A 26,199-nucleotide genomic window follows, 5' to 3' on the forward strand; every position below is an offset into this window, starting at 1 on the left:
TGTTCTTCAGGCCGATGTCAATCACTCAGCACAGCGTTGCGATAATCACTCTGTCTGCGTTGAAATAGGCCGTGACATTCGCGCCTTCGTGCAGCGTCGCGGTATTTTCTGTCGGAATGGTCGCACACAGCGTCTGACCGTCTGGTAGCGTCATCAATACCTCGCACTGTTCCGAGCCGCGTTCGATATGGCTGATCGTGCCCTGCAGCTGGTTGTCGGCAGCCTGAGCGATAGCGTCATCCTGGGTAATTCCGACCCACGGCGCTTTCAACAGGATCAAGACTTCTTTGCCTTCATCAAGCCCCAGACGTTCACCGCTCTGCGCGGTAATCGCGACTTTCAGCCGGGTTGCGCCATCAGCCAGCAGGACGTCAACATGTTGCTGAACCTGGTCGTGGTCGCGCGCGGTTATTGTGCCAAACCACTGGTTACGAGCGCTGGTTTGCAGTGAAAAACGAGAGATGGCCGCCAGCAGACTATTAAGTGGAACCGCATCGTCATCGCTGAGGACATCGAAGGCTTTTTGCTGAATTTGCGCCAGCAGGTCGTACAACTGAATCAGGCGCTGGCCGTAGCGGGTTAACACTGCACCGCCGCCGCCTTTGCCTCCAGTGGCGCGCTCTACCAGCGTCTGCTCACTAAGCTGGTTCATTTCGTTAATCGCGTCCCAGGCGCTTTTATAACTGATACCTGCATCCTTCGCGCCCTGACTGATGGAGCCAGAAAGCGCAATGTGCTTAAGCAGAGAAATGCGGCGGGGATCGGCAAACAGTTTTTGCTGAAGTTTCAGTGTAAGTAGGATTTCGGCCTGCATAACAAGCTCCTGGCAAAAAAGGGTATTGTGACGGAAAACCGCGCCTGAGCAAAGCCGACCGCACAAAAGGGGAGTGCTTTTCTGTGTTATGTGGTTAGAATACAGCTAAGGACTATATCTGGAGTTGACCATGTTAGAGTTATTGAAAAGTCTGGTATTCGCCGTAATCATGGTACCTGTGGTAATGGCCATCATTCTGGGACTGATTTACGGACTGGGTGAAGTGTTCAACATTTTTTCCGGTATCGGTCAGAAAGACCAATCCAGACAGAACCATTGATTCCCCGAACGCCCGCTTAGCCGGGCGTTTTTTATTGTTCATTATCCAACTGCGTTAGTTCCTCAAGATCCTGCTTTCCCTGCCGATATTTTCTTTGTGTAACCTCTAATTGGTAGTAATAACCGCTGGGAAAATCCTGATTTACTCGTTATATTTGCGCCTACATAACGAAACTCAAAGGAGTTACAGATGGCACGTACATGGTTACGCTTGTTTGCAGGGGCAACACTTTCTCTTTCTGTTGCCGGACATGCACTGGCGGATGAAGGTAAAATCACAGTGTTTGCAGCGGCGTCGTTAACGAACGCGATGCAGGATATTGCCGCAGAATATAAAAAAGAGAAGAACGTTGATGTCGTTTCTTCTTTTGCTTCTTCTTCCACGCTGGCGCGCCAGATTGAAGCAGGCGCACCGGCAGATCTGTTTATTTCTGCCGATCAAAAGTGGATGGATTACGCGGTAGACAAAAAGTCTATCGATACCGCAACGCGCAAAACGCTGCTCGGTAACAGCCTGGTCGTTGTCGCGCCGAAAGCCAGTGCACAGAAAGACTTCACTATCGACAGCAAAACCAACTGGACCAGTTTGTTGAACGGTGGACGTCTGGCCGTTGGCGATCCGGAGCATGTTCCGGCGGGCATTTATGCCAAAGAGGCGCTGCAAAAACTGGGAGCATGGGATACCCTGGCACCGAAACTGGCTCCGGCTGAAGATGTTCGTGGCGCATTGGCGCTGGTTGAACGCAACGAAGCCCCGCTGGGCATTGTCTATGGTTCTGATGCCGTCGCCAGCAAAGGCGTAAAAGTTGTGGCGACCTTCCCGGAAGACTCACATAAAAAAGTGGAATACCCTATCGCGGTTGTTGATGGCCACTCCAACGCAACGGTCAGCGCGTTCTATGATTACCTGAAAGGACCGCAGGCTTCTGAAATCTTCAAACGTTATGGATTTACGACCAAGTAATGATACTGACCGATCCTGAATGGCAGGCCGTCTTACTGAGCCTGAAAGTTTCTTCCCTGGCCGTGTTGTTTAGCCTGCCGTTTGGGATCTTCTTTGCCTGGCTACTGGTACGCTGTAAGTTCCCGGGCAAAGCGTTGCTCGACAGCGTACTGCACTTGCCGCTGGTACTGCCACCGGTTGTGGTGGGGTACCTGTTGCTGGTGGCTATGGGGCGGCGCGGATTCATTGGCGAATGGCTGTATGACTGGTTTGGCATCACCTTTGCCTTTAGCTGGCGCGGTGCGGTACTGGCCGCGGCGGTGATGTCTTTTCCTCTTATGGTGCGGGCTATTCGTCTGGCGCTGGAAGGTGTTGACGTCAAGCTGGAGCAGGCGGCCCGCACTCTGGGAGCCGGGCGTTGGCGCGTATTCATGACCATTACCTTACCGCTGATGCTGCCCGGTATTATTGTCGGTACGGTGCTGGCGTTCGCGCGTTCACTCGGGGAGTTCGGCGCAACAATTACCTTTGTCTCCAATATTCCTGGCGAAACCCGCACTATCCCTTCGGCGATGTATACCTTGATCCAGACCCCCGGCGGCGAAAGCGCGGCGGCAAGGTTATGTATTATTTCTATTGTGTTAGCGCTGATTTCACTGCTGATCTCTGAATGGCTGGCGCGTATTAGCCGTGAACGGACGGGGCGATAACCATGCTGGAACTTAATTTCTCTCAGACGCTGGGAACGCATTGCCTGACGCTCAACGAAACGCTGCCAGCCAGCGGTATTACCGCTATTTTTGGTGTCTCTGGCGCGGGCAAAACGTCGCTGATTAATGCTATCAGTGGTCTGACCCAACCACAATCCGGGCGTATTGTGCTCAACGGTCGGGTACTGAATGACGTTGAAAACGGTATCTGCCTTACGCCTGAAAAACGCCGGGTGGGCTATGTTTTTCAGGATGCGCGTCTGTTCCCGCATTATAAAGTACGCGGCAATCTGCGTTACGGTATGGCGAAAAGCATGGCCGGACAGTTTGATAAGCTGGTGGCGCTGTTGGGTATTGAGCCTTTGCTCGACCGTCTACCCGGCGGCCTTTCTGGTGGTGAAAAGCAGCGTGTCGCCATCGGTCGGGCGCTGCTTACCGCGCCGGAGTTGTTGTTGCTTGATGAGCCGCTCGCCTCGCTGGACATTCCGCGTAAGCGCGAACTGCTGCCTTACCTGCAACGCCTGGCGCGTGAAATTAATATTCCGATGCTGTATGTCAGTCACTCGCTCGATGAAATTTTGCACCTGGCGGACAAAGTGATGGTGCTGGAAAACGGGCAGGTGAAAGCGTTTGGTTCGCTGGAGGACGTCTGGGGCAGCAGCGTGATGCACCCCTGGCTGCCGAAGGAACAGCAAAGCAGCATTCTGAAAGTCAGCGTACTGGAACATCATCCACACTATGCGATGACCGCGCTGGCGCTCGGCGATCAGCATCTGTGGGTCAATAAGCTGGATCAACCACTGCAAACCGCGCTGCGTATTCGTATTCAGGCATCAGATGTTTCACTGGTGCTCCAACCGCCGCAGCAAACCAGTATTCGTAACGTGCTGCGGGCGAAAGTCGCGCAGTGCTATGACGATAACGGTCAGGTGGAAGTACAGCTTGAGGTCGGCGGGAAAACGCTGTGGGCGAGAATTAGCCCATGGGCCAGGGATGAACTGGGTATCAAGCCTGGCCTGTGGCTGTATGCGCAAATTAAGAGCGTGTCGATTACTGCCTGATTACAACAGGTGGGAATAGATAAATTTCGCGATGCTGTCGGTGGTGTTGTCACCAATCACGATGTTGGCGCGGGCTTTGACTGCATCATCGGCATTGCCCATCGCCACGCCGGTACCTGCGGCTTCCAGCATACTGATATCGTTGAAGTTATCACCAAAGGCGATCACGTTTTCCATTGATCCGCCCTGGGCTTCAATCCACTGGGCAAGGCGTCGTCCTTTGCTGTTGCCTTTACGGGCCACGTCAACCTGATCATGCCAGGACCACTCACACTCCAGCCCCAGTTGCTGTTCAACATGTTTACCAAACTGCTGCAGCTTTGGAATATCTTCGTCAGTCAGGGCAAATTTCCACACGGCGTTGACGTCATGCGCCGCCTGCGCCAGTGAAGGTACCTGGGTGAAGGTCGGGCGCTGTTCCGGCGGCAGGGTTTGCGCCCAGTTAGCGGTACGCACCACATGCCCGGTTGGGCGCTCATACAGCATGGCTTCATCCACATACATCAGCCCGTGGATCTGATGTTCATTCAGCATATCGATCAGTTGCAACGCCTGGTTAACCGGGAGGGGATCGGATTCCAGCACCTTTTTCGCCTGATAATCATACAAGTAGGTACCGTTGCAGCAAATTGCAGGTGTATCCAGCGCCAGTGCCTGATAAAAAGGATGAATAGCAACGTGATGGCGACCCGTGACAATGATAAGTTGGTAGCCTGCTTCTCTGGCGCGCGAGAGCGCTTCGAGAGAGGAGGGCAGCAAGGTTTTTTTCGGGGTCAACAGGGTACCGTCTAAATCCAGGGCAATCACGCGTGCGGTCATAGGTTTTTCCAGATTAAGGTTGAGAATTTTGTCTGCTGGAATGGTACACCGAGACGGGAGCCGGACAAAATTCTGAGCCTTAATTAAGCATTCACCGTTAAAAGCGTCTACCTTAGGCGTGTGTCAGGCAATTGCAGCCACCTGCCAAAAGCAAAGGAGTTTTCATGAAGCAAACCGTTTATACCGCCAGCCCTGAAAGTCAGCAAATTCACGTCTGGAGCCTGAATCACGAGGGGTCTCTGACGCTGACGCAGGTGGTTGATGTGCCGGGTCAGGTACAGCCGATGGTCGTCAGCCCGGATAAGCGCTACCTCTATGTTGGCGTGCGCCCGGAGTTTCGCGTGCTGGCTTACCGTATTGCGCCTGATGACGGTGCGCTGACCTTCGCGGCAGAGTCTGCGCTGCCGGGGAGCCCGACGCATATTTCTACCGATCATCAGGGGCGTTTTGTGTTTGTTGGCTCTTATAACGCGGGCAGCGTGAGCGTTACCCGTCTGGATGATGGTCTGCCGGTAGAGCTGGTAGACGTGGTTGAAGGTCTGGACGGCTGCCACTCGGCCAACATCTCACCGGATAACCGTACCCTATGGGTTCCGGCGTTGAAACAGGATCGTATCTGCCTGTTCACCGTCAGCGATGATGGTCATCTGGTCGCGCAGGAGCCGGCGGAAGTGACTACCGTTGAAGGCGCAGGCCCGCGCCATATGGCATTCCATCCGAATCAGCAATATGCCTACTGCGTGAATGAGTTGAACAGCTCCGTTGACGTCTGGGAACTGAAAGATCCGTACGGCAAGATTGAGTGCGTACAGACGCTGGATATGATGCCTGCTGATTTCTCTGATACCCGCTGGGCGGCAGATATCCATATTACGCCAGATGGTCGTCATCTGTATGCCTGTGACCGTACCGCCAGCCTGATTACGGTGTTTAGCGTCTCAGAAGATGGGAGTGTGCTGACGAAAGAAGGCTTCCAGCCGACCGAAATCCAGCCGCGCGGTTTTAATATCGACCACAGTGGGAAATACCTGATCGCCGCCGGGCAAAAATCGCACCATATCGCGGTGTATGAGATTTCAGGCGAACAAGGCCTGTTGACGGAGAAAGGTCGCTACGCGGTAGGGCAAGGTCCGATGTGGGTGGTGATTAACGCGTACTAACAATAGCGACGCCCGTTAGCGGGCGTCGCTATCTGTAAGATTGATTGCGAATGCTTTTGCTGTTTCTGTCTGTTTGATCCCCTTCTATAGTCAGTTGTACTCGCGTTTCTGCTGACGGCCTGTACCTCTTTTTCTTCAGCGCTGAATACCAGCGCCTGCTTTCGAAAAAAATGCTTTTCTACCAAAAATTGGAGCATTTTTTATAATCTTTTAATGTGCTTTTATAGTATTAATAACCCCGCAGAGTTATTTTTACATTAATTTCGCGAATGTAATTATTATTTGTTTTTATAATATTAGCGGTGTTAATTATTAATTCTCTCAATGTGAAAAATATTTTCTTTCCTATATGGGGTATATATATGTCTGATTTAAGTTTCAGTGCTGCAAGTAGATCTATTTGTGATAAATTAGCAGATAAAAACATTGTAAAAAAAAGACCGCCAGTGGAGAGAAGGAGGCATCTTGCTGATAATCTCCAGTCAGTAAAACAGTCAGATAAAAAGATAAATGTATCTGATGGGATCTGCAAAATTAATAACTCCCATGAATTAGATAAAGCGAATGTCCATCACAAACATCATCATAAATCGATTCAGGTTCAACGTCATCAAAGTAACAAAGGAAAAATTGAACATGCAAAATTAGAAAATAAAACTAACAAAGAATTTATTAATGAAATTAAAAATAATAATGGAGTTATAAACACTCGTGGTAATCGCATTCTTCCGTTATACGCTGGATGCGAGGTACAAATGTCTGTTAATGGCCAAAATGTAATAGTTAAGCCCTCTTTTGATTCAATTGGTCAGGTTGAGTTTTGCATAGCTAAACGAGGCAAGGAAGACGTTATAGCCAGAACATTGACGAAAAAAGAGATTATCACTATTCTTTCAGAAGCAAAGTATAAAAAAGACACTTATACAGTAGATGTTAACGGAATTACATTCCCCTCTTCTCCAAAAGGTGAGAAGAAATTTATTCCATGGAACCATATTCTGGCTACTACCCCTGAAAAATCCACTAATGCCAATAAGTATGAGGGAACAATGGCTAAGGGTGGTGAGATTATTTTATTTATCGATGAGAGTCAGGGGGGGCGTGGAAATCTAGCGGAGGTAAAACAGGAAACGATAATACCACTCAATGATATTATTGGTCGGCGAACGCTGAATACCGATCGTGATTTCCCTACGAATATTGATAAATACAATAGATTTGACAGTAGAAATATGAATTCACTTTCTTTAAATGACATTGAAAATAGGTTAAACAAAAGAAAGGAAAGTGCTGATCATGCTGCCCATAACCTTCAGAAGGCCGAAAAAATGGCAGTCAAGGCTGAAGGTGCGGCTAAAAAGAGTGATGCTACTGACAAAGAAAAGGCCTATGCAATAAAGGCAAGAAAAGACGCAGATAAAGCCCAGAGTAAAAATGATGCCGCTCAAGCCGCTTTTCGCAGTGTACGGGAGGACATTATTACTATTTATTCTGAAACGGAAAGACAATACGGCTTGGATGCCGTAAGAACGCTACGAGATAGTATCGTTCATATACTGGCAGATAAAGATGTCAACAATATGGTCCATATTGATCGCAAAGGGAATATGAATGATGAAGCCAGGATGTATTTTTTAAACTCTGGATGGACAAATAATGAGGGTCGTTACATAGAAGGTGGTGTTGCCAAAAGGCATCTCATACCTTTATTGCACCCTGAGTTGACGTTCGTAAAAATTCGCTCGGAGGACAAAACAAGAGGATCTTTACGTAAACTTAGAAATTTGTATGGGCGGCATGCAAAGCATGCTTTGCAAGCGCTATCCACATCTGAGCAGGCTGAAATAACGGTTATTATTCAGTGCGTAAAGGATGGTGTGAGCCTCAGGCGTTTCTCGCCAACGATGTTACGTAAATATCTCCCCATTATTGAAGAAATAGCAAAAGATCGCAAAAATATACTTTCAATGGAAAATCAGAAAAATAAAATATTTACCACTAATGACCCTCTTGGACACAAGGCAGGTGAGGAATTATCTTCACTGCTGCGCATTATTAGAGAGAATAAAACAGATGTAGCCAAATGCGAAGATATGATAACCAATTGCCTTTTTAAGGTTGGTCCAGGAAATGAAAATGAAATTATAAATCACTATGCTGATTTATTAAGCCATAACCCATTGATTTTAGAAGTGGAAAAAACGCATTCATACGCAAAAGACCTCGAGCAAGTAAAACAGGAAATTAATGGCTTACTGTCTAATAAAATAAAGCTTGAGGCTGCCGGGAAGTCATCAATGCGTAAAGAGATAAAGGATATTCGGCATAAATTAAAAGAGTTATCCAGGAAAAGAGAGAGTTTAGAGATTGCCGTTAGTCATTGCAATAGAGGAAGTGAAGCTACTATCCGATTTATTGGCATAAATGAAAACGTTAATAATGTTAGTACTATTCGCAGCTATTTCGATAATTTATCTGTGTATCAAGGTAAAAAAATAAGAGATACTATGGTAAAACAATATCGCGAAAGTATCGGTCAGATGATAGCCCGTAGCAGCGCACAAGATAAAATGTTTTACTTTAGCTATTATATTGAGCTATTCAGCCTTATGTCCAAGGCTCGTCAGGACAAGATCAAATCTGGAACCGCTTCGGATAATGATAAATTCCTGGCTAAACTTTATTCCTATGAAGCTAAAAAAATGACCAGTCAGTTCAGTTATTATCTTTCGCATTTAGAAAAAGTAGGGATAAATAAACTGGAAAGTAATTTACGTCCTGTAACGCAGAATGCGTTAAACATGATAATACCAAAACGACCGGAAGAAATTAAAGAAAAATTTGTAGCGGTAAGGGGTCATGCTGAACAACCGAGTAGGCAAAAGAATGTGCTTTCAGCTATGCAGATTGCACAGGAACTGGCAATCCAAATAAAAACAGTGGTGAATTGGCTTAAAGAAGACAATATACCGAATGCTCTATCGATGACCCAGTCTTTGGCTGAACAATTAAACATGGTGGTAAATAACCTCGAAACGGGTGAGCAACGTCCACAGGATGTTGGGACAGAACCTGAGCGGGTGATTGCACAAGCCCGGGAACGGTTAGCACAAATTAACAATAGTGATAGTGGAAATAAATCAAAATTATTGAATTATGCTCAGACATTAGCAACGCAACTTAATGAATTGGTAGGGCAATTAAATACGCTGGTAAATAACCTCGAAACGGATGAGCAACGTCCACAGGATGTTGGGAAAGAATCTGAGCGGGTGATTGTACAAGCCCAGGAACGGTTAGCACAAATTAACAATAGTGATAGTGGAAATAAATCACAATTATTGAATCATGCTCAGACATTAGCAACGCAATTTAATGAATTGGTAGAGCAGTTAAAGAAATTAATGAGTGCAAATACGGCCCCAGAAGCCGCTTTTTTGCGTACCAGTGCAATCGCTAATCAGGATGAAAGCGGCCCTTCTTACGCCCGGTTGGATCACAAAGATGTGGCGTTACTTCGGGAATCTTATAGACACAGAAATAACGGTAAGGCGTACGAAAAACATTGGGAGAAAATTAAAAAAATTTATATTGATGCGGGCGCAAATAAAGGGTTGTATGATATTACAGCCAACGATACGGGACTGGGACTAAGCCTTGCTTATAAAAAAGAAGGTAAGGATGTCATTATTCAGTATGACCTGAATGGAGATATTCAGCCTGTGATTGATATGTCTACCTGGCGAGTTGTACCTTCAGAAAAAAACAAGGATGATCAATATAAATCCAATAACATATTGTTTGTTGAAAAAATGATTGATCATGCTACGAGAGCTATCATCACTCCAGATATAAAAGATGAAGTGACTATACAGGCTCTTAAATTCTATGTGAAAGGTGCTTTTGGCCAGGATATTAATATCCTGGATGTTAAAAACTTTAATGTTAATCCCAAAGCTATCAACATCATCATGCATAGTGATGGTTCGGCTCAACTGGTCACTAGAAAAAATGGAGTAAATGAAATACATAGAAAAGAAATTGATATTTTTAATGTTATTAGTCATGAGTTACATGTGAAAGGCGGTAAAAAACGAGAAATAGAACAAGGTTCTATTTCTTCAGAATTCATCAAAGATAAAGCAGAGGGTATGCTTTTTTCTCGAGATCTAGCAACTATTGTAAATCAAGTAGATGTCAGAAGGCCAATTGATGAAAACAGTTCTGAGTATAAGGAGTACTTAAACAAGAAGCAAAGTCTGGATGCCTTAAAAGAAAAAATAATAAACCTGGGGCATTTGAATAAAGTTATTTTGCGCATACCTGAAGGGACCGCCTTTCGCATGACTAAGGATGGTTTTTTGCAAACGGCTGTTATTAATGGCGATAATGCGATTGTTTCGAAAGTTTACAGCCATAGCGAAGGACGAATTGAAAATGGGGAGTATATTCCTCAGGTTATGGCTTCAGATTCTATATCCACTGGTGTAGCGCAAGATGCCGATTTACTCAATCTAATGTTGGATTTGGATGATACCCCTAATCCAAATGTACCGAAAAAGCAAGAGGCACCTGATCTGGATGCTATATTAAGGGAGTTGTCCGCAACACTGCCATCAACGGAAAGTTCTGCTAATAAATTGCAAACTGCTTCTAAAGTAGAAAAAAATATTAAGCCTGATATCGCATTAATGTCTTCAGATAAAGGTAATAATGAAAATAGTATCACTGATGTGGCTCAGGAGGCGGCGACTCAAAAAAATGAACGTGTAGTAGTAAGTGATCGAGATACTGTAAATATTGAATCTCAAAATAGAACTTTGACCTCAGCAGATACTGTTAACCAACCTCAGCAAGTTAAAGATGTTGTAGATATTACAAGTGAAATGTCAGATTTAAAGACGAAAATTCTCGATGCGATTGATTTCAAGAAATTCCATTCACAAATTGATGGCGAAATAGCTGTTTTAGCTCTTTATTCATATTTGGCAAGTCAAGGCATTCGTCTCCATGTTTTGAACGATGGACATGGTAATGGACTTCTTGGTCGTGTTAACTTTAACTCGGGATTTGTAAGTAGAGGATTAAATATTGGGTCAGAGTTGGAAACTAACAAGGATATTTACGTATTTTTAAAAAACGGACATTATGATGGCTTTAGCCCATCATCAATGAAACCTGTTCAGGTAAACGGTGATGGTAACTGTCTTTTTCATTCTGCGGCGGCGATGTTAAATCGAATTGCAATGAATGATGATGCTGCAATGAAGGGTGACGATCTCAATGCCATGACAAAAGTACATCTGGAAGACAATTTCGATAGGTTTGTTACGGCATTTTTTAATGCTCATGATGAAGTTGAAATTAAACAGATGCAGAATGGAGACCTTAAAACGCATTCTGAAAAACTGTTCAGTCTTGTGAAAGAATATAAAGAATCCAGAACAAAAACAAAAGAAACTGTCGCTGTACAGCCCGCAGATGATTTACCTCAAAGCAAGACTTCAGAACGCGGACTCAGCAGAAAAGAACTCAACCGCCTTTACAGCAACCGGGCAGTGTTGGTGCAATAAGTAGATAGGCATGTTCAGGGATGGCGGTAAGCCATCCCTTTTCGCTGTTACTGCTTCGGTTCTGCGACCACTTTGCTACCGATACCGCGGTTGTTGTATTCCCACATGCGGTTGAAGTTGGTGTCGTTCAGGTTGCGCTGAATTTCACCTTTGTCATCTTCCGCACCGGTGTTCCCGGCAAACGGACGTTTTGCGATAACGCTGTCAGCCCAGGGTTTCGCCATGTTGAAGCCTTCGTTAATCACGCTGTCGCGGATAACCACCTGACCGTTAGTGTTCGAATCGACATCCAGCGAGCGACCCAACTGCGCTACGCCATCGCCTGCTGCAGTAAAGCGGCTATTAGTGGCGAGGAAACCGTAGTAGATGTTGGACAGGGTAGCCGGTGCAAACACGTACGCTTCCTGCTGGGTGCGGGAGTTTACTACGCGGAAATCGGTGTTATCGAATACCACCGCGCCGCGACCAGAAACAATATCCACATCGCCTTCAATGTAGCTGTTGGTTACCAGCGTACGCGGTTGACGATCGCTTTCCAGACGGTTTTGTACGCCGCTGTTGGTCACGAAGAAGGTGTTCTGACGTCCCAGAATGTTAACCTTGTCGATCTGCACTTTATCGCCATCGGTACGCAGCGCAACGGCCGGGTGATTACCCGCATCAACGCTGTCACCGAGGTTATTTTCGATGGTCAGGTTCTGCAATTGCAGGCCGTTATTCTGCGACCAGACGACAGCAGAACACATCACGCCGATGTTGGTGCCGCGCTTGTTCTGGCAATTATCATACATATACCACGCAGGTTTACCCGGCATATATTTACCGCCTGGGTTCACCGTACGACGCCAGTCCGCGGTGCTCATTTCGCCATCAATAGCCTGGCCAATTTTCACATCCAGCGGTTTTTCGCCCATACCGTACAGCGTCAGGCTTCCCGTTGCTGCCGGGATGTAGACCGTGCCCTGATACTCACCTGGCATAATCGCGATGTACTGACGTTTGTTGGTACGTTTAATGATTGCCGCATCAACCGCGGCCTGAATGCTGGTATGCGTCACGCCCTGGGTGCCTGCCGGGCCAACGACGAAGTCAGGCTGCGCGGGCAAAGTAATAGAAGAGGGGCTCCACGGCGCAGTGTTTGGCGTCAGTGCGGAAAAATAGTGCGCAGCGACGAAATTTTTCGCTTCATTGGCCGACAGAATCGGGCGCATAGACGTTCCTGGCGCGGTCTGATCGGAAGGAATTTGATCGGGCGGTGTAGAGCTACAGGCGGTCAGCGTCACGCCAAAAGCCATAGCCAGCGCCAGACGGGAAACTGATGAAATGTTCACAGGTTGCTCCGGGCTTTGAAAGTTATCCATTGAAGCCTGCTTTTTTATACTAAGTTGAGCGAAACGGGAAGGCGAAAAGGTAAAAAGTTGTTTTTTATAGCAGCAATCTCGGGTGTAGAGAGTCCTTATATCACAATTAGATAACAATTTTGGTCCTTCAGGTTGACAACATCCACAGGATGCAAAATAAATGTCTATACAACCTATGACAAGTGGTGAGTCGAATGCAGCAATTTTTCCCTGATGATGCTATCTGGCGTAATGTCCGCCTGGCGACCATGGATCCTGAACGTGATACCCCGTATGGGCTGGTGGATGGTCATGCGCTGATCGTCCGCCAGGGCAAGATTCGCGATATCGTCCCGGAATCATCGTTATATCTCACACATGACAATACTTTTGATATGCAGGGCAGGCTGATTACGCCTGGCCTGATTGATTGCCATACGCATCTTGTCTTTGGCGGAAACCGCGCAGGTGAATGGGAGCAGCGGCTAAATGGTGTCTCCTACCAGCAGATAAGCGCTCAGGGTGGGGGGATTAATGCCACCGTGTCGGCGACGCGCAGCGCCTCCGATGAACAACTCTTACAGGTAGCCCATCAGCGGATGGAACAGCTGATCAAAGAAGGTGTTACGCTGCTGGAAATAAAATCCGGCTACGGTCTGGATTTGCCGACAGAAGAGAAAATTTTACGCGTCGTGGCTGCGCTGGCGGCAGAAAATACCGTCGAAATAAGCCCAACGCTGTTAGCTGCACATGCCACACCGGCGCAGTATCGCGATGATCCCGATAGCTACATTACGCTGGTTTGCGAGACTATTTTGCCGCAGTTGTGGGAACAGGGTTTATTTGAAACCGTTGACCTGTTCTGTGAAACCGTGGGCTTTACGCTGGCGCAGAGCGAACGCGTCTTTCAGGCCGCGCAGGCGTTGGGTATCCCGGTTAAAGGTCATGTCGAACAACTGTCATTACTGGGCGGGGCGCAGTTGGTAAGCCGCTATCACGGCTTATCCGCCGATCACATTGAATATCTGGATGAAGCGGGCGTGGCGGCGATGAGCCAAAGCGGTACGGTCGGTGTGCTATTGCCCGGCGCTTTTTATTTCCTCAAAGAGAAACAGCATCCGCCAGTCGAGTTATTACGTCAGTATCAGGTTCCGATGGCGGTGGCGACCGACTACAACCCCGGCACCAGCCCGTTTATTAGCCTGCACTGGGCGATGAATATGGCCTGTGTACAGTTTGGCTTAACGCCGGAAGAGGCATGGGCGGGGGTAACCCGTCATGCTGCCCGCGCGCTGGGGCGTCATGCCACTCACGGTCAACTGAAAGCGGGGTTTGTGGCCGACTTTGTGGTGTGGGATGCCGAACTCCCGGTCGAAATTCTCTATGAACCTGGTCGCAACCCAATCTATCAACGTGTATTTAAAGGGCAACCATTATGACCAACTGGCAACCCGCTTCTCCTGCGCTGTGGCAGGGACGTGATGACCGGGCCGAATCGCCGAATGCGCTGCGCCTGTTTCAGACTATCACCCAGAGCCCGACGTTTAGCCCAGAAATGTATCGCGAGCAGATAGCGTTGCTCGGGTTTGCCTGCGACGAAGGTGTTAAACGTAATCAGGGGCGCACGGGAGCTGCCGGAGCGCCGGACGCGCTGCGTAAAGCACTGGCCAATTTAGCCAGTCACGCGGGTCATCAACGGTTGGTCGATTTGGGAAACATTGTGGCCCAGGCTCCCGACCTTGAAGGTGCTCAGCAGGCGCTGCGTACAGCGGTGCAGCGTTGCCTGCAGGCGGAGATGCGCACCTTCGTGTTGGGCGGGGGACATGAAACGGCATTTGCGCATGGTGCAGGGGTGTTGGATGCCTTCCCGCAGGCAAAAGTGGGGATTGTTAACCTCGATGCGCACCTGGACCTACGCTACGCCGAACAACCCACTTCCGGTACGCCGTTTCGTCAACTGGCGCACCTCTGTGAGCAACAGCAGCGTGAATTTCATTACGCCTGCGTTGGCGTCAGTCGGGCAGCGAATACCCAGGCGCTGTGGGATGAGGCCCAGCGGCTCGGTGTGACCGTAGTGGAGGATCTGCATTGTGATACGGCGCAGGCGCAGCTGGCGCAATTTGTTGCAAACATGGATGTCATCTATCTGACAATCGACCTCGACGTGCTGCCGGTGTGGGAAATGCCCGCCGTATCCGCGCCTGCCGCGTTGGGTGTCCCGCTGGCGACGTTGTTGGGGCTGATTGAACCTCTTTGTCGCAGCGGTAAACTCCAGGCGGTAGATATGGTTGAGTTTAACCCGCGTTTTGATGATGATGGCAGGGCTGCGCGGGTTGCGGCGCGATTAGGCTGGCAAATCGCCCACTGGTGGCACTGACATACCTGATGGCGTAGCGCTTATCAGGTTCGGGTAATGCCTGTAAACTGTACCCACTCACATTTTCAGCTTAAGGAAGGCTCACGCATGCTCCCATCCCGTTCTGCTCCGGCTCCTTTTTACGAAAAGGTCAAACAGGAGATCAGCGAAAAAATTGCCAGCGGTATCTGGCAACCTCACGATCGCATTCCGTCTGAGGCAGAGCTGGTGGCGCAGTATGGTTTCAGCCGCATGACCATCAACCGGGCGCTGCGTGAGTTAACGGATGAAGGTTTACTGGTGCGTTTGCAGGGCGTGGGGACGTTTGTCGCCGAGCCAAAAGGTCAGTCTGCGCTGTTTGAAATTCGCAGCATCGCGGATGAAATCAACGCCCGTCAGCATCTGCACCGGTGCGAAGTGCTGACGCTGGAAAGAACCCGGGCAAACGCGCAGCAGGCTTTGGTATTAAACGTCAAAGAAGGCACCTCTATTTTTCACTCTGTCATGGTGCACTACGAGAACGATCTGCCGGTACAGATTGAAGATCGCTGCGTGAATGCCGAAATTGTGCCGGAGTATCTGGCGCAGGATTACAGCCAGACTACGCCACACGCTTACCTGTCGCTGATAGCCCCTTTAACGGAAGGTGAGCATATTGTTGAAGCGGTACGTGCCAGCGCTGAAGAGTGCGCGCTGCTGAATATCAAAGAACACGATCCCTGCCTGCTGATCCGCCGCAAGACCTGGTCTGCGTCTTCTATTGTCTCTCATGCCCGTTTGCTGTTCCCGGGTTCCCGCTATCGCCTGCAAGGGCGGTTTATGTCCTGATACAGGACATGAAAACCGTGATTGCTGACGCAATATAATAAAAATGTATCTTAATTGTTAAAATCATCCTTGCGGTGACTTGTATAGACAAGTATATGTTACTTATCTATCCGACGTTCGCGAGGAGTTTTCTGTCATGTCCCATAGCAAATATCGTCAGCAGGATATTCGTGCCCCACGCGGCACCACCTTAACGGCCAAAAGCTGGCTGACCGAAGCGCCGCTGCGCATGTTAATGAATAATCTGGATCCCGATGTGGCGGAAAATCCGCATGAGCTGGTGGTGTACGGCGGGATTGGCCGCGCCGCGCGGGACTGGGAGTGCTATGACGCCATCGTCAAGGCACTGACCGAACTTGAATCTGATGAAACCCTGCTGGTCCAGTCCGGCAAACCGGTAGGCGTATTTAAAACTCACGACAACGCACCGCGCGTGCTGATTGCCAACTCCAACCTGGTGCCACATTGGGCTACCTGGGAACACTTTAATGAACTGGATGCCAAAGGGCTGGCGATGTACGGCCAGATGACCGCCGGGAGCTGGATCTACATCGGCAGCCAGGGCATCGTACAGGGCACTTATGAAACCTTCGTTGAGGCCGGGCGTCAGCATTATCAGGGTAACCTGAGCGGACGCTGGGTTCTGACCGCCGGGCTGGGCGGCATGGGTGGTGCGCAACCGTTAGCCGCTACGCTTGCGGGGGCGTGTTCGCTGAACATTGAATGCCAGCAAAGCCGAATCGATTTCCGTCTGCGTACCCGTTACGTCGACGAGCAGGCGACATCGCTTGACGATGCGCTGGCGCGTATCGACAAATACACCCGCGAGGGTAAAGCGGTCTCCATTGCGCTGTGTGCTAACGCCGCCGACGTTGTGCCGGAACTGGTGAAGCGCGGTGTGCGCCCGGATATGGTCACCGACCAGACCAGCGCCCACGATCCGCTGCACGGTTATCTGCCGTCCGGCTGGAGCTGGGATGAGTATCAGGCAAAAGCGGTGTCCGATCCGCAGGGCACGGTGCAGGCGGCGAAACGCTCCATGGCAACGCACGTTGAGGCGATGCTGGCGTTTAGCAAAATGGGCGTGCCGACGTTTGATTACGGCAATAACATTCGCCAGATGGCCAAAGAGATGGGCGTGGAAAACGCTTTTGATTTCCCCGGCTTCGTACCTGCTTACATTCGACCGTTGTTCTGTCGCGGCATAGGCCCGTTCCGTTGGGTGGCGCTTTCCGGCGATCCGCAGGATATTTATAAAACCGATGCCAAAGTGAAAGAGATCGTGGCTGATGATAAGCATCTGCACCACTGGCTGGATATGGCGCGTGAGCGGATTAATTTCCAGGGTTTACCGGCGCGTATCTGCTGGGTCGGTCTGGAATGGCGGCAAAAACTGGGGCTGGCGTTTAATGAAATGGTGCGCAGCGGTGAAGTATCCGCGCCGATTGTTATTGGCCGTGACCATCTGGACTCTGGCTCCGTTGCCAGCCCGAACCGCGAAACCGAGGCCATGCGCGACGGTTCTGACGCCGTATCCGACTGGCCGCTGCTGAATGCGCTGCTTAATACCGCCAGCGGCGCGACCTGGGTGTCACTGCACCACGGTGGCGGGGTAGGAATGGGCTTCTCCCAGCATGCCGGGATGGTGATTGTTTGCGATGGCACCGATGAAGCCGCTGCGCGTATCGCCCGGGTCTTACACAACGATCCGGCGACCGGGGTGATGCGTCACGCCGACGCCGGATATGACATTGCGGTGGAATGCGCCGTCGAAGAAGGGCTGAATTTGCCGATGATTGCTGCGACGCAGGAGAAACGCTGATATGAACACCATGACATTAACACCGGGTCATCTGAGCTTTGCGCAACTACGCGACATCTGGCAGCAGCCGGTCAAATTGAGCCTCGATGCTGCCGCGATTGATGCTATCAACGCCAGCGTCGCCTGCGTCAATAACATTGTCGCTGAAGGCCGTACGGCGTATGGCATTAATACTGGCTTTGGCCTGCTGGCCCAGACCCGTATCGCCACGGAAGATTTGCAAAATTTGCAGCGCTCGCTGGTGCTTTCCCATGCGGCAGGTGTCGGCGAGGCGCTGGACGACGCGATGGTGCGTCTGATTATGGTGCTGAAAATCAACAGCCTGGCGCGCGGTTTTTCCGGTATTCGCCTGAGCGTGATTGAAGCGCTGATTGCGCTGGTGAATGCCGAGGTGTACCCGCTCATTCCGGCGAAAGGCTCAGTGGGGGCATCGGGTGACCTGGCGCCGCTGGCGCATATGTCTTTGACGCTGCTCGGAGAAGGCAAAGCGCGCTGGCAGGGGGAATGGCTCCCGGCGACCGAAGCGCTGAAAAAGGCCGGGCTGGAGTCGATTACGCTGGAGGCGAAAGAAGGGCTGGCGCTGCTCAACGGAACTCAGGCGTCCACCGCCTTTGCGCTGCGCGGATTAATTGAAGCTCAGGAGCTGTTCGCGTCTGCAACGGTGTGCGGGGCGCTGACCACCGAAGCCGTGCTGGGCTCTCGTCGTCCGTTTGATGCCCGTATTCATGCCGCACGAGGACAGCGTGGGCAGATTGATGCCGCGACGCTGTATCGTCACGTATTAACTGACACCAGCGCGCTTTCGCAGTCGCATCATAACTGTGAGAAAGTGCAGGATCCGTATTCTCTGCGCTGCCAGCCGCAGGTGATGGGGGCGTGTCTGACGCAAATGCGCCAGGCAATGGATGTTCTGTTGGTCGAAGCCAACGCGGTTTCCGACAACCCGCTGGTATTTGCCGAAGAGGGGGATGTCATTTCTGGCGGTAACTTCCATGCTGAACCGGTGGCGATGGCGGCAGATAATCTGGCGCTGGCGATTGCCGAAATCGGCTCGTTATCGGAGCGACGTATTGCGCTGATGATGGATAAACACATGTCGCAACTGCCGCCGTTCCTGGTAAAAAACGGCGGGGTGAACTCCGGCTTTATGATTGCCCAGGTCACCGCGGCCGCACTGGCGAGCGAGAACAAAGCGCTGGCGCATCCGCATAGCGTGGACAGCCTGCCAACCTCCGCCAACCAGGAAGATCATGTCTCAATGGCGCCAGCGGCGGGCCGCAGACTGTGGGAGATGGCAGCAAATACGCGCGGCGTGATTGCCGTAGAGTGGCTGGCGGCGTGTCAGGGGATTGACCTGCGTGAAGGGTTAACCTCAAGCCCGCTGCTGGAGCAGGCGCGCCAGACGCTACGTGAGCAGGTTGCCCACTATACACAGGACCGTTTTTTTGCCCCGGATATCGAGTGCGCGACCGAACTGTTAGCGCAGGGCGCGTTGCTGCATTTAGTTCCGGAGTTTCTGTAAAAATGCCGGATGGCGCTGGCGCTTATCCGGCCTACAAACCAGCTCGTAGGCCGGATAAAACGCGTTAGCGTTGCCATCCGGCACGGAGGTTAGCTAAACATCGCCGTAATTGAGGCGCTGGCGAGCGAGTGGAAATGGACGTTAAATCCAACCATCGCGCCGCTGGCGTCCTCATCGACATCAAGACGATCCACATCCAGCGCATGAACCGTAAAGATATAGCGGTGGGTTTCCCCCTTCGGCGGCGCAGCGCCACCATAACCTGCTTTACCAAAATCCGTGCGTGTTTGCAGCACGCCTTCCGGCAACGCAACCAGCCCCGAGCCGTAACCTTGTGGTAAAACCCGGGTATCTGCAGGCAGATTTACCACCACCCAGTGCCACCAGCCGGAGCCGGTTGGCGCATCAGGATCGTAACAGGTCACGACAAAGCTTTTAGTCCCGGCGGGCACATCATCCCATGCCAGATGCGGGGAAATATTATCCCCGTCATATCCCATGCCGTTAAAGACGTGGCGATGAGGAAGCTTTTCGCCATCGCGCAGATCGTTACTGATTAGTTTCATGCTGACTCCTCTCGTTAGCCAAAAAGTGTAGCCAGAAACCGTAGAGCTTACCGCTGGTTAATCGCTAAAAAATGTTGCATTGCGCACAGCCTCGTTGACGGCCTGGGTCAGACGACACAGTTGTTCGGGCTTGATGATGTACGGCGGCATCAAATAAATGAGCTTACCAAACGGTCTTACCCACACGCCCTGTTCGACAAAGAACTTCTGTAACGCGGCCATATTCACCGGATGCGTGGTTTCGATGACGCCGATGGCACCAAGCACGCGCACGTCGGCGACCCAACGGGAATCTGCCGCCGGGGCGAGCTCTGCCCGCAGTTGCGCTTCTATGTTCGCTACCTGCGAGCGCCACTCGCCGGTTTCGAGTAACGACAGGCTGGCGGAGGCGACGGCGCAGGCCAGTGGATTGCCCATGAAAGTCGGGCCGTGCATAAAACATCCGGCTTCACCGTTGCTGATGGTTTCCGCGACCTGGCGGGTGGTCAGAGTGGCGGAAAGGGTCATTGTCCCGCCGGTTAACGCTTTGCCAAGGCACAAAATATCCGGGGTGATATCGGCGTGTTCACAGGCAAACATTTTGCCGGTGCGACCAAATCCGGTGGCGATTTCATCGGCAATCAACAGGATACCTTCACGGTCACACATCTTACGGATGCGCTTTAACCACTCAGGATGGTACATGCGCATGCCGCCAGCGCCCTGCACAATCGGCTCAAGGATCACTGCCGCAATTTCGTGGCGATGCGCGGCCATCAGGCGGGCGAACGGTACCATATCCAGTTCGTCCCACTCGCCGCCCATGCGGCTTTGCGGGGCGGGCGCAAACAGGTTCTCCGGCAGATAACCCTTCCACAGACTGTGCATCGAGTTGTCGGGATCGCAGACCGACATTGCGCCGAAAGTATCGCCGTGATAACCGTTACGAAACGTCAGGAAACGCTGACGGGATTCACCTTTGGCCTGCCAGTATTGCAGCGCCATTTTCATCGCAACTTCCACGGCGACCGAACCAGAATCCGCGAGAAAAACGCACTCCAGCGCCTCGGGCGTCATCGCCACCAACTGGCGACACAGCGCAATAGCCGGGGCATGGGTAATGCCGCCAAACATCACGTGCGACATGGCATCAATCTGCGTTTTCATCGCGGCGTTCAGCTGCGGGTGATTGTAACCGTGGATCGCCGCCCACCAGGACGACATACCGTCAATCAGCCGCTCACCGTTGGCTAATATCAGTTCACAACCTTCGGCACTGGCCACCGGATAAACCGGTAGCGGGGAGGTCATGGAGGTGTAAGGGTGCCAGATATGGCGTTGGTCAAACGCAAGATCGTCCGTTGTCATAATCGACTTGTAAACCAAATTAAAAAGATTTAGGTTTACGAGTCTACACCAAACTAACAACGAAACGTATACCAATATGGCTCATTCTTCTCGCTGGACAATGTCGCAAGTCACCGAATTATTTGAAAAACCGCTATTGGATCTGTTGTTTGAAGCGCAGCAGGTTCATCGTCAGCATTTCGATCCGCGGCAGGTTCAGGTCAGTACGCTGCTGTCGATTAAGACCGGTGCTTGCCCGGAAGACTGCAAATACTGCCCGCAAAGTTCCCGCTATAAAACCGGTCTGGAAACCGAGCGTCTGATGGAAGTTGAGCAGGTTCTGGATTCCGCGCGTAAGGCGAAGCAGGCAGGTTCAACACGGTTTTGCATGGGGGCGGCGTGGAAGAATCCGCATGAGCGCGACATGCCTTATCTGGAACAGATGGTCCAAGGTGTAAAAGCGCTGGGGCTGGAAGCCTGTATGACGCTGGGCACGTTGGACGAAACCCAGGCTCAGCGCCTGGCCAGCGCGGGTCTGGACTACTACAACCATAACCTCGATACCTCGCCGGAATTTTACGGCAATATCATTACCACCCGTTCGTACCAGGAGCGACTTGATACGCTGGATAAAGTGCGTGAGGCGGGGATTAAAGTCTGCTCTGGCGGTATCGTGGGGTTAGGGGAAACGGTTACCGATCGTGCCGGTTTATTGCTGCAACTGGCGAACCTACCCACACCGCCGGAAAGCGTCCCCATTAACATGCTGGTGAAAGTAAAGGGCACGCCGCTGGCCGATAACGACGATGTGGATGCGTTTGATTTTATTCGTACTATCGCTGTCGCGCGCATCATGATGCCGACCTCGTACGTGCGTCTTTCTGCCGGGCGCGAGCAGATGAACGAACAGACCCAGGCAATGTGTTTTATGGCCGGGGCCAACTCGATTTTCTACGGCTGCAAACTGCTCACTACACCCAACCCGAACGAAGACAAAGATCTGCTTTTATTCCGCAAACTCGGTCTGAATCCGCAGCAAACGGCGGTACTGGCGGGTGATAACGAACAGCAGCAACGTCTGGAGCAGGCGTTGCGCACCCCGGATACCGACGACTACTACAACGCGGCAACCGTATGACCTGGCAGCAAAAAATTGACGATGCGCTCACTTTGCGTCGTTCTGCTGATGCTCTGCGTCGCCGCTATGCGGTGACACAGGGGGCAGGGCGCTGGTTGTTGGCCGAGGGGCGTCAGTATCTGAATTTTTCCAGTAACGATTATCTGGGGTTGAGTCACCATCCGCAGATAGTCTGTGCCTGGCAGCAGGGGGCTGAACGTTTTGGCGTCGGCAGCGGGGGTTCAGGCCATGTTAGCGGCTATTCCATCGCCCATCAGGCGCTGGAAGACGAACTGGCGCAATGGCTGGGTTATTCACGAGCATTGCTGTTCATTTCCGGTTTCGCCGCCAACCAGGCGGTGATCACAGCGTTGATGGGAAAAGATGACCGGATTGTCGCCGACCGCCTCAGCCATGCGTCGTTGCTGGAAGCGGCCAGTCTGAGTCCCGCCGTGTTACGCCGTTTTACCCATAACGACCCGCAACATTTGGCTCGTCTACTGTCTGCCCCCTGTCCGGGGCAGCAGTTGGTGGTGACCGAAGGCGTGTTCAGCATGGATGGCGACAGCGCACCGCTGGCGGAAATTCACGCTGAGGCGCAGCACCAGAATGCGTGGTTGCTGGTGGATGATGCCCACGGTATAGGCGTTAGCGGTGAGGAAGGGCGTGGCTCATGCTTCCGACAGCAGGTGAAACCAGAGCTGTTAGTGGTGACCTTCGGGAAAGGATTTGGCGTCAGCGGCGCGGCAATCCTGTGTTCAGACAGCGTGGCCGATTATCTGCTGCAGTTTGCCCGTCATCTGATTTACAGCACCAGCATGCCGCCTGCTCAGGCGCAGGCATTGCGTGCCGCGCTGGCAGTGATCCGCAGTCGTGAGGGCGATGAACGCCGGGAAAAACTGGCCATGTTGATCCAACGTTTTCGTGCTGGCCTGGATATTGCGGATTTCACGCTGGCAAACTCAGACAGTGCCATCCAGCCATTGATCGTGGGCGATAACCATAAAGCACTGCAACTGGCGGAGGTTTTACGCGCCCAAGGTTGTTGGGTGACCGCCATCCGGCCTCCTACGGTACCGGTCGGCACCGCCAGATTACGGCTGACGCTGACGCAGGCGCATGAATGCCAGGATATCGACCGCTTGCTGGAGGTGCTGCATGGCGCAGGTCAATAAGCAGGCCATTGCTGCTGCATTTGGACGCGCCGCTTCCCACTATGAACAACATGCCGGGCTACAGTGCCAAAGCGCCGACGCCTTGCTGGCGCTGCTTGGTGAACGGAATTATGCACGGGTACTGGATGCGGGGTGCGGCCCAGGGCGCATGAGTCGCTACTGGCGTGAGCAGGGAAGCGAAGTCAGCGCACTGGATCTTTCTGAACAAATGCTGGCAGAGGCACAGCGGCAAAATGCCGCCCACCACTATCTGCTGGCGGATATTGAAGCCATCCCTCAAAACTCTGCCACTTTTGACCTGGCCTGGAGCAATCTGGCGGTGCAGTGGTGCAGCGATTTACACGGCGCGTTAAGTGAGCTTTGCCGGGTTGTGCGCCCCGGAGGCACGGTGGCGTTTAGTACCCTGGCACACGGCTCGATGCCGGAATTACGCCGGGCGTGGCAAGCGGTAGATGACCGGGAGCACACCAACCGTTTCTTGCCCGTGGAGCAACTTGAAAAGGCTCTGCATGGCTGGGACGTCGAGTATCAGCTTCATCCGGTGACACTGTGGTTTGACGATGCGTTGAGCGCCATGCGCTCGCTCAAAGGGATCGGTGCGACGCATCTCCATGATGGACGCGAACAGCGCGTACTGACCCGTTCACAGCTGCAGCAGTTACAGTTAGCCTGGCCCTCTGTACAGGGAAAATACCCGCTGACGTATCAACTTTTTTTAGGAGTAATTCAACGTGACCAGAACGTATTTTGTCACCGGGACGGACACTGAGGTTGGTAAAACAATTGCCAGCTGTGCGCTCCTGCAGGCCGCGGGGCAATTGGGTTATCGAACGGTCGGCTATAAGCCCGTGGCGTCCGGTAGTGAAATAACGGCTGAGGGTCTGCGTAATAGCGATGCTCTGGCATTACAGCGCAACAGCGCTGTGGCAGTGCACTATACGGCAATCAATCCCTATACCTTTGCCGAACCCACGTCACCGCATATCATCAGCGCTGACGAAGGTCGCCCTATTCAGGCCTCAGTGATGTCTGCGGGGTTACGTAAGCTGGAAGAGCAGGCTGACTGGGTGCTGGTGGAAGGCGCTGGCGGTTGGTTTACGCCGCTTTCACCCACGCTGAGTTTTTCTGACTGGGTACAAACAGAACAACTGCCGGTGATTATGGTGGTTGGCGTCAAGCTTGGCTGCATCAACCATGCCATTCTGACTGCGCAAGCGGTACAACAGGCTGGGTTGACGCTGGCGGGGTGGGTCGCCAATGATGTGACTCCGCCAGGGAAACGCCATGCTGAATATATGGCAACGCTGAAACGCGCGATTCCGGCTCCGCTGCTGGGGGAAATCCCATGGCTGGAGGACGAGCCAGAACGCGCAACGACAGGGCACTATCTCGACCTTAGCGTTTTGCCTCTGGCGCCATCCAGTCGTTAAGAAACGGGTCGCTGAGCTGCGCCAGTTGCCCCTGGGCCACATTGCGTCCGCGATGTAACAGGCAATAGCAATCAGCGACCCGACGAATAAACGGCAGGCTTTGCTCTGCGAGCATTATGGCGATGCCCAACTCCTGGCTTAGCCTCACAATCAGGTTCCCCAGCTTGTGGATATACGCCTGGCCCGTTCCTCGCGTAGGCTCATCGAGGATTAGCAGGCGTGGGCGTGTAACCAGCGCGCTGGCGAGTGCGAGCTGGTGCTGATTATCCTCTGATAAGGCAACCCCTTTGGTCTGACGCAGACTGTACAACTGTGGGAAGAGGCGGTATATATCGCTGCTGTTCATTGTTTCGCTTTCTTCAACCGCCTGGCGCGCAATATGCAGATTTTCCTCGACCGTCAGTTGCGAAAAAATCCGTCTCTGTTGTGAAACGGAGTTAATACCCAGCGCAATGCGATTTGCCGCCGGGATCGGACTCAGATCGCGCGGTGGCGCGCCTGCCTGATGCCAGACCATCGTACCGCTTTCGATAGGCAAATTGCCGATGATGCAATTGGCCAGCGTCGTTTTCCCCATCCCCGGAAGTCCCAGCACACCAGTACACTTGCCGGGCTGCAGGTCGAGATCCACATCCCATAGCGTGTGCTGGTTACCGTAATAGTGATTCACTGCGCGAAGACTCAACATAGGTTTTCTCCATCATGAAGTTATCCGCCCGACAGGCCGGGGAGCAGAAGAAAATTGCAAATCTCTTGCCACAAATGGGAAATGCGCGAAAAACAGCGGGATAGCGTGATCCATCGGCAGCGATGTCTGGTTTTTAACGATCCGGGTTAATTTTGCGCACATTGCCAGTGCCTGGTCGCGTCGGGATGGTGCAGGCAGGTAAATGGTGAAAATGCGAGCAAGATCTCGACAGCCTCCAGGGCTCCGTTGGCTGATAAATATAAAAAAATGGCGATAATTTTTTTTTATCCCACCCGAAAAGAGCAAGTCGGTGTTTTTGCCAGGCGGCAGTCAGCACGGGCTGGAGGCAGTTATCCACTATTCCTGTGGATAACCTTGTGTATTAGAGTTAGAAAACACAATGTAAGCGAGAGAAGACGCGGCCTGCGACTAAATTGATGCGAAAGACGGCTCGAGAGAATAGTTATTGAAATACAGAATGTTAGATAAAAGCAATGGCTGTCGCGGAAGTGTCATGCGTTGCCATAAAACTTTCATCTGCCGTCTTGACAAATGTTAAAAAAGTCATTGGTTTGGGGATAACACATTTTTACTGGTGTTTTATCTCGCCAGCGCCAAAATTTTAGCCTGCTCTGACGGGCATTCTGATGGCGTAACAGAAATATTCTGG

At 51.6% G+C, this 26,199-nt stretch carries 21 protein-coding genes; 15 read left to right on the top strand and 6 right to left on the bottom strand.

Annotated features, from left to right (window positions below; all coding sequences use genetic code 11):
• Positions 1-25 precede the first annotated feature (25 nt).
• Positions 26-814 (bottom strand): molybdenum-dependent transcriptional regulator, encoded by a 789-nt coding sequence (modE, locus tag AL515_RS08805; RefSeq protein ID WP_061067553.1) that lies wholly within the window; start codon positions 812-814, stop codon positions 26-28.
• Between the two features lie 130 nt (positions 815-944).
• On the opposite strand from modE, the gene AL515_RS08810 reads away from it, so the two are divergent.
• From AL515_RS08810 to modC, 4 genes are all read left to right on the top strand, one after another.
• Positions 945-1,094, top strand: coding sequence for an AcrZ family multidrug efflux pump-associated protein (locus tag AL515_RS08810; protein ID WP_003023026.1), 150 nt, complete (start codon positions 945-947; stop codon positions 1,092-1,094).
• Positions 1,095-1,283: 189 nt separating this feature from the next.
• Positions 1,284-2,057: a molybdate ABC transporter substrate-binding protein gene (gene modA / locus AL515_RS08820; RefSeq protein ID WP_048212228.1), complete on the top strand. Its 774-nt coding sequence runs from the start codon at positions 1,284-1,286 to the stop codon at positions 2,055-2,057.
• Positions 2,057-2,746 carry a molybdate ABC transporter permease subunit gene (gene modB / locus AL515_RS08825; RefSeq protein WP_005125418.1) on the top strand — a complete coding sequence of 230 codons (690 nt, stop codon included), beginning with the start codon at positions 2,057-2,059 and terminating at the stop codon, positions 2,744-2,746. The genes modA and modB overlap by 1 nt, the downstream gene beginning before the upstream one ends.
• 2 nt (positions 2,747-2,748) lie before the next feature.
• Entirely contained in the window at positions 2,749-3,807 is a 1,059-nt protein-coding gene (gene modC, locus AL515_RS08830; RefSeq protein ID WP_040232493.1) for a molybdenum ABC transporter ATP-binding protein ModC, read from the top strand.
• Here the strand turns inward: modC and AL515_RS08835 are convergent, their stop codons facing one another.
• Positions 3,808-4,626, bottom strand: a complete 819-nt coding sequence (locus AL515_RS08835; protein ID WP_061067554.1) for a pyridoxal phosphatase — start codon at positions 4,624-4,626, stop codon at positions 3,808-3,810.
• Between the two features lie 164 nt (positions 4,627-4,790).
• On the opposite strand from AL515_RS08835, the gene pgl reads away from it, so the two are divergent.
• Together pgl and AL515_RS08845 are read left to right on the top strand one after the other, a co-directional pair.
• Positions 4,791-5,786, top strand: coding sequence for a 6-phosphogluconolactonase (pgl, locus tag AL515_RS08840; protein WP_061067555.1), 996 nt, complete (start codon positions 4,791-4,793; stop codon positions 5,784-5,786).
• A 362-nt stretch (positions 5,787-6,148) separates the two neighbouring features.
• Positions 6,149-11,359, top strand: a complete 5,211-nt coding sequence (locus tag AL515_RS08845; protein ID WP_061067556.1) for a hypothetical protein — start codon at positions 6,149-6,151, stop codon at positions 11,357-11,359.
• A 47-nt stretch (positions 11,360-11,406) separates the two neighbouring features.
• Here the strand turns inward: AL515_RS08845 and AL515_RS08850 are convergent, their stop codons facing one another.
• Entirely contained in the window at positions 11,407-12,690 is a 1,284-nt protein-coding gene (locus AL515_RS08850) for a putative acyl-CoA thioester hydrolase (RefSeq protein ID WP_061068809.1), read from the bottom strand.
• Positions 12,691-12,914: 224 nt separating this feature from the next.
• Between AL515_RS08850 and hutI the strand changes: the two genes are divergently transcribed.
• The 5 genes from hutI (at position 12,915) to hutH (ending at position 19,227) form a co-directional block, all read left to right on the top strand.
• Positions 12,915-14,138, top strand: a complete 1,224-nt coding sequence (gene hutI, locus AL515_RS08855; RefSeq protein ID WP_061067557.1) for an imidazolonepropionase — start codon at positions 12,915-12,917, stop codon at positions 14,136-14,138.
• Positions 14,135-15,076, top strand: coding sequence for a formimidoylglutamase (gene hutG / locus AL515_RS08860; RefSeq protein WP_048212224.1), 942 nt, complete (start codon positions 14,135-14,137; stop codon positions 15,074-15,076). Before hutI ends, hutG begins: the two co-directional genes overlap by 4 nt.
• 87 nt (positions 15,077-15,163) lie before the next feature.
• Positions 15,164-15,883, top strand: a complete 720-nt coding sequence (locus AL515_RS08865; RefSeq protein ID WP_061067558.1) for a histidine utilization repressor — start codon at positions 15,164-15,166, stop codon at positions 15,881-15,883.
• 136 nt (positions 15,884-16,019) lie between these two features.
• Entirely contained in the window at positions 16,020-17,705 is a 1,686-nt protein-coding gene (gene hutU, locus AL515_RS08870; RefSeq protein ID WP_061067559.1) for a urocanate hydratase, read from the top strand.
• Position 17,706: 1 nt separating this feature from the next.
• Positions 17,707-19,227: a histidine ammonia-lyase gene (gene hutH, locus AL515_RS08875; RefSeq protein WP_061067560.1), complete on the top strand. Its 1,521-nt coding sequence runs from the start codon at positions 17,707-17,709 to the stop codon at positions 19,225-19,227.
• 89 nt (positions 19,228-19,316) lie between these two features.
• On the opposite strand, the gene AL515_RS08880 is transcribed toward hutH, so the two are convergent.
• A complete protein-coding gene (locus AL515_RS08880) occupies positions 19,317-19,793 on the bottom strand; it encodes a kinase inhibitor (RefSeq protein WP_061067561.1) in 477 nt (158 codons plus the stop codon).
• A 57-nt stretch (positions 19,794-19,850) separates the two neighbouring features.
• Positions 19,851-21,140: an adenosylmethionine--8-amino-7-oxononanoate transaminase gene (bioA, locus tag AL515_RS08885; protein WP_061067562.1), complete on the bottom strand. Its 1,290-nt coding sequence runs from the start codon at positions 21,138-21,140 to the stop codon at positions 19,851-19,853.
• A gap of 76 nt (positions 21,141-21,216) precedes the next feature.
• Here bioA and bioB point away from each other — a divergent pair, with 76 nt between their 5' ends.
• Genes bioB through bioD form a run of 4 tightly spaced genes read left to right on the top strand, consistent with a single transcriptional unit; the run spans position 21,217 to position 24,841 of the window.
• Positions 21,217-22,257 (top strand): biotin synthase BioB, encoded by a 1,041-nt coding sequence (gene bioB / locus AL515_RS08890; RefSeq protein WP_061067563.1) that lies wholly within the window; start codon positions 21,217-21,219, stop codon positions 22,255-22,257.
• Positions 22,254-23,411, top strand: coding sequence for an 8-amino-7-oxononanoate synthase (gene bioF / locus AL515_RS08895; RefSeq protein WP_061067564.1), 1,158 nt, complete (start codon positions 22,254-22,256; stop codon positions 23,409-23,411). Before bioB ends, bioF begins: the two co-directional genes overlap by 4 nt.
• Positions 23,395-24,180, top strand: a complete 786-nt coding sequence (gene bioC / locus AL515_RS08900; protein WP_061067565.1) for a malonyl-ACP O-methyltransferase BioC — start codon at positions 23,395-23,397, stop codon at positions 24,178-24,180. Before bioF ends, bioC begins: the two co-directional genes overlap by 17 nt.
• On the top strand, positions 24,143-24,841 hold the full coding sequence (gene bioD / locus AL515_RS08905; protein ID WP_061067566.1) for a dethiobiotin synthase: 699 nt from the start codon (positions 24,143-24,145) through the stop codon (positions 24,839-24,841). Before bioC ends, bioD begins: the two co-directional genes overlap by 38 nt.
• On the opposite strand, the gene AL515_RS08910 is transcribed toward bioD, so the two are convergent.
• Positions 24,807-25,529, bottom strand: a complete 723-nt coding sequence (locus AL515_RS08910) for an ABC transporter ATP-binding protein (RefSeq protein WP_061067567.1) — start codon at positions 25,527-25,529, stop codon at positions 24,807-24,809. The two genes, bioD and AL515_RS08910, sit on opposite strands and share 35 nt — an antisense overlap.
• Positions 25,530-26,199: the final 670 nt, after the last annotated feature.

The sequence above is a fragment of the Citrobacter sp. FDAARGOS_156 genome, from assembly GCF_001559235.2.
GTDB lineage: Bacteria > Pseudomonadota > Gammaproteobacteria > Enterobacterales > Enterobacteriaceae > Citrobacter > Citrobacter youngae.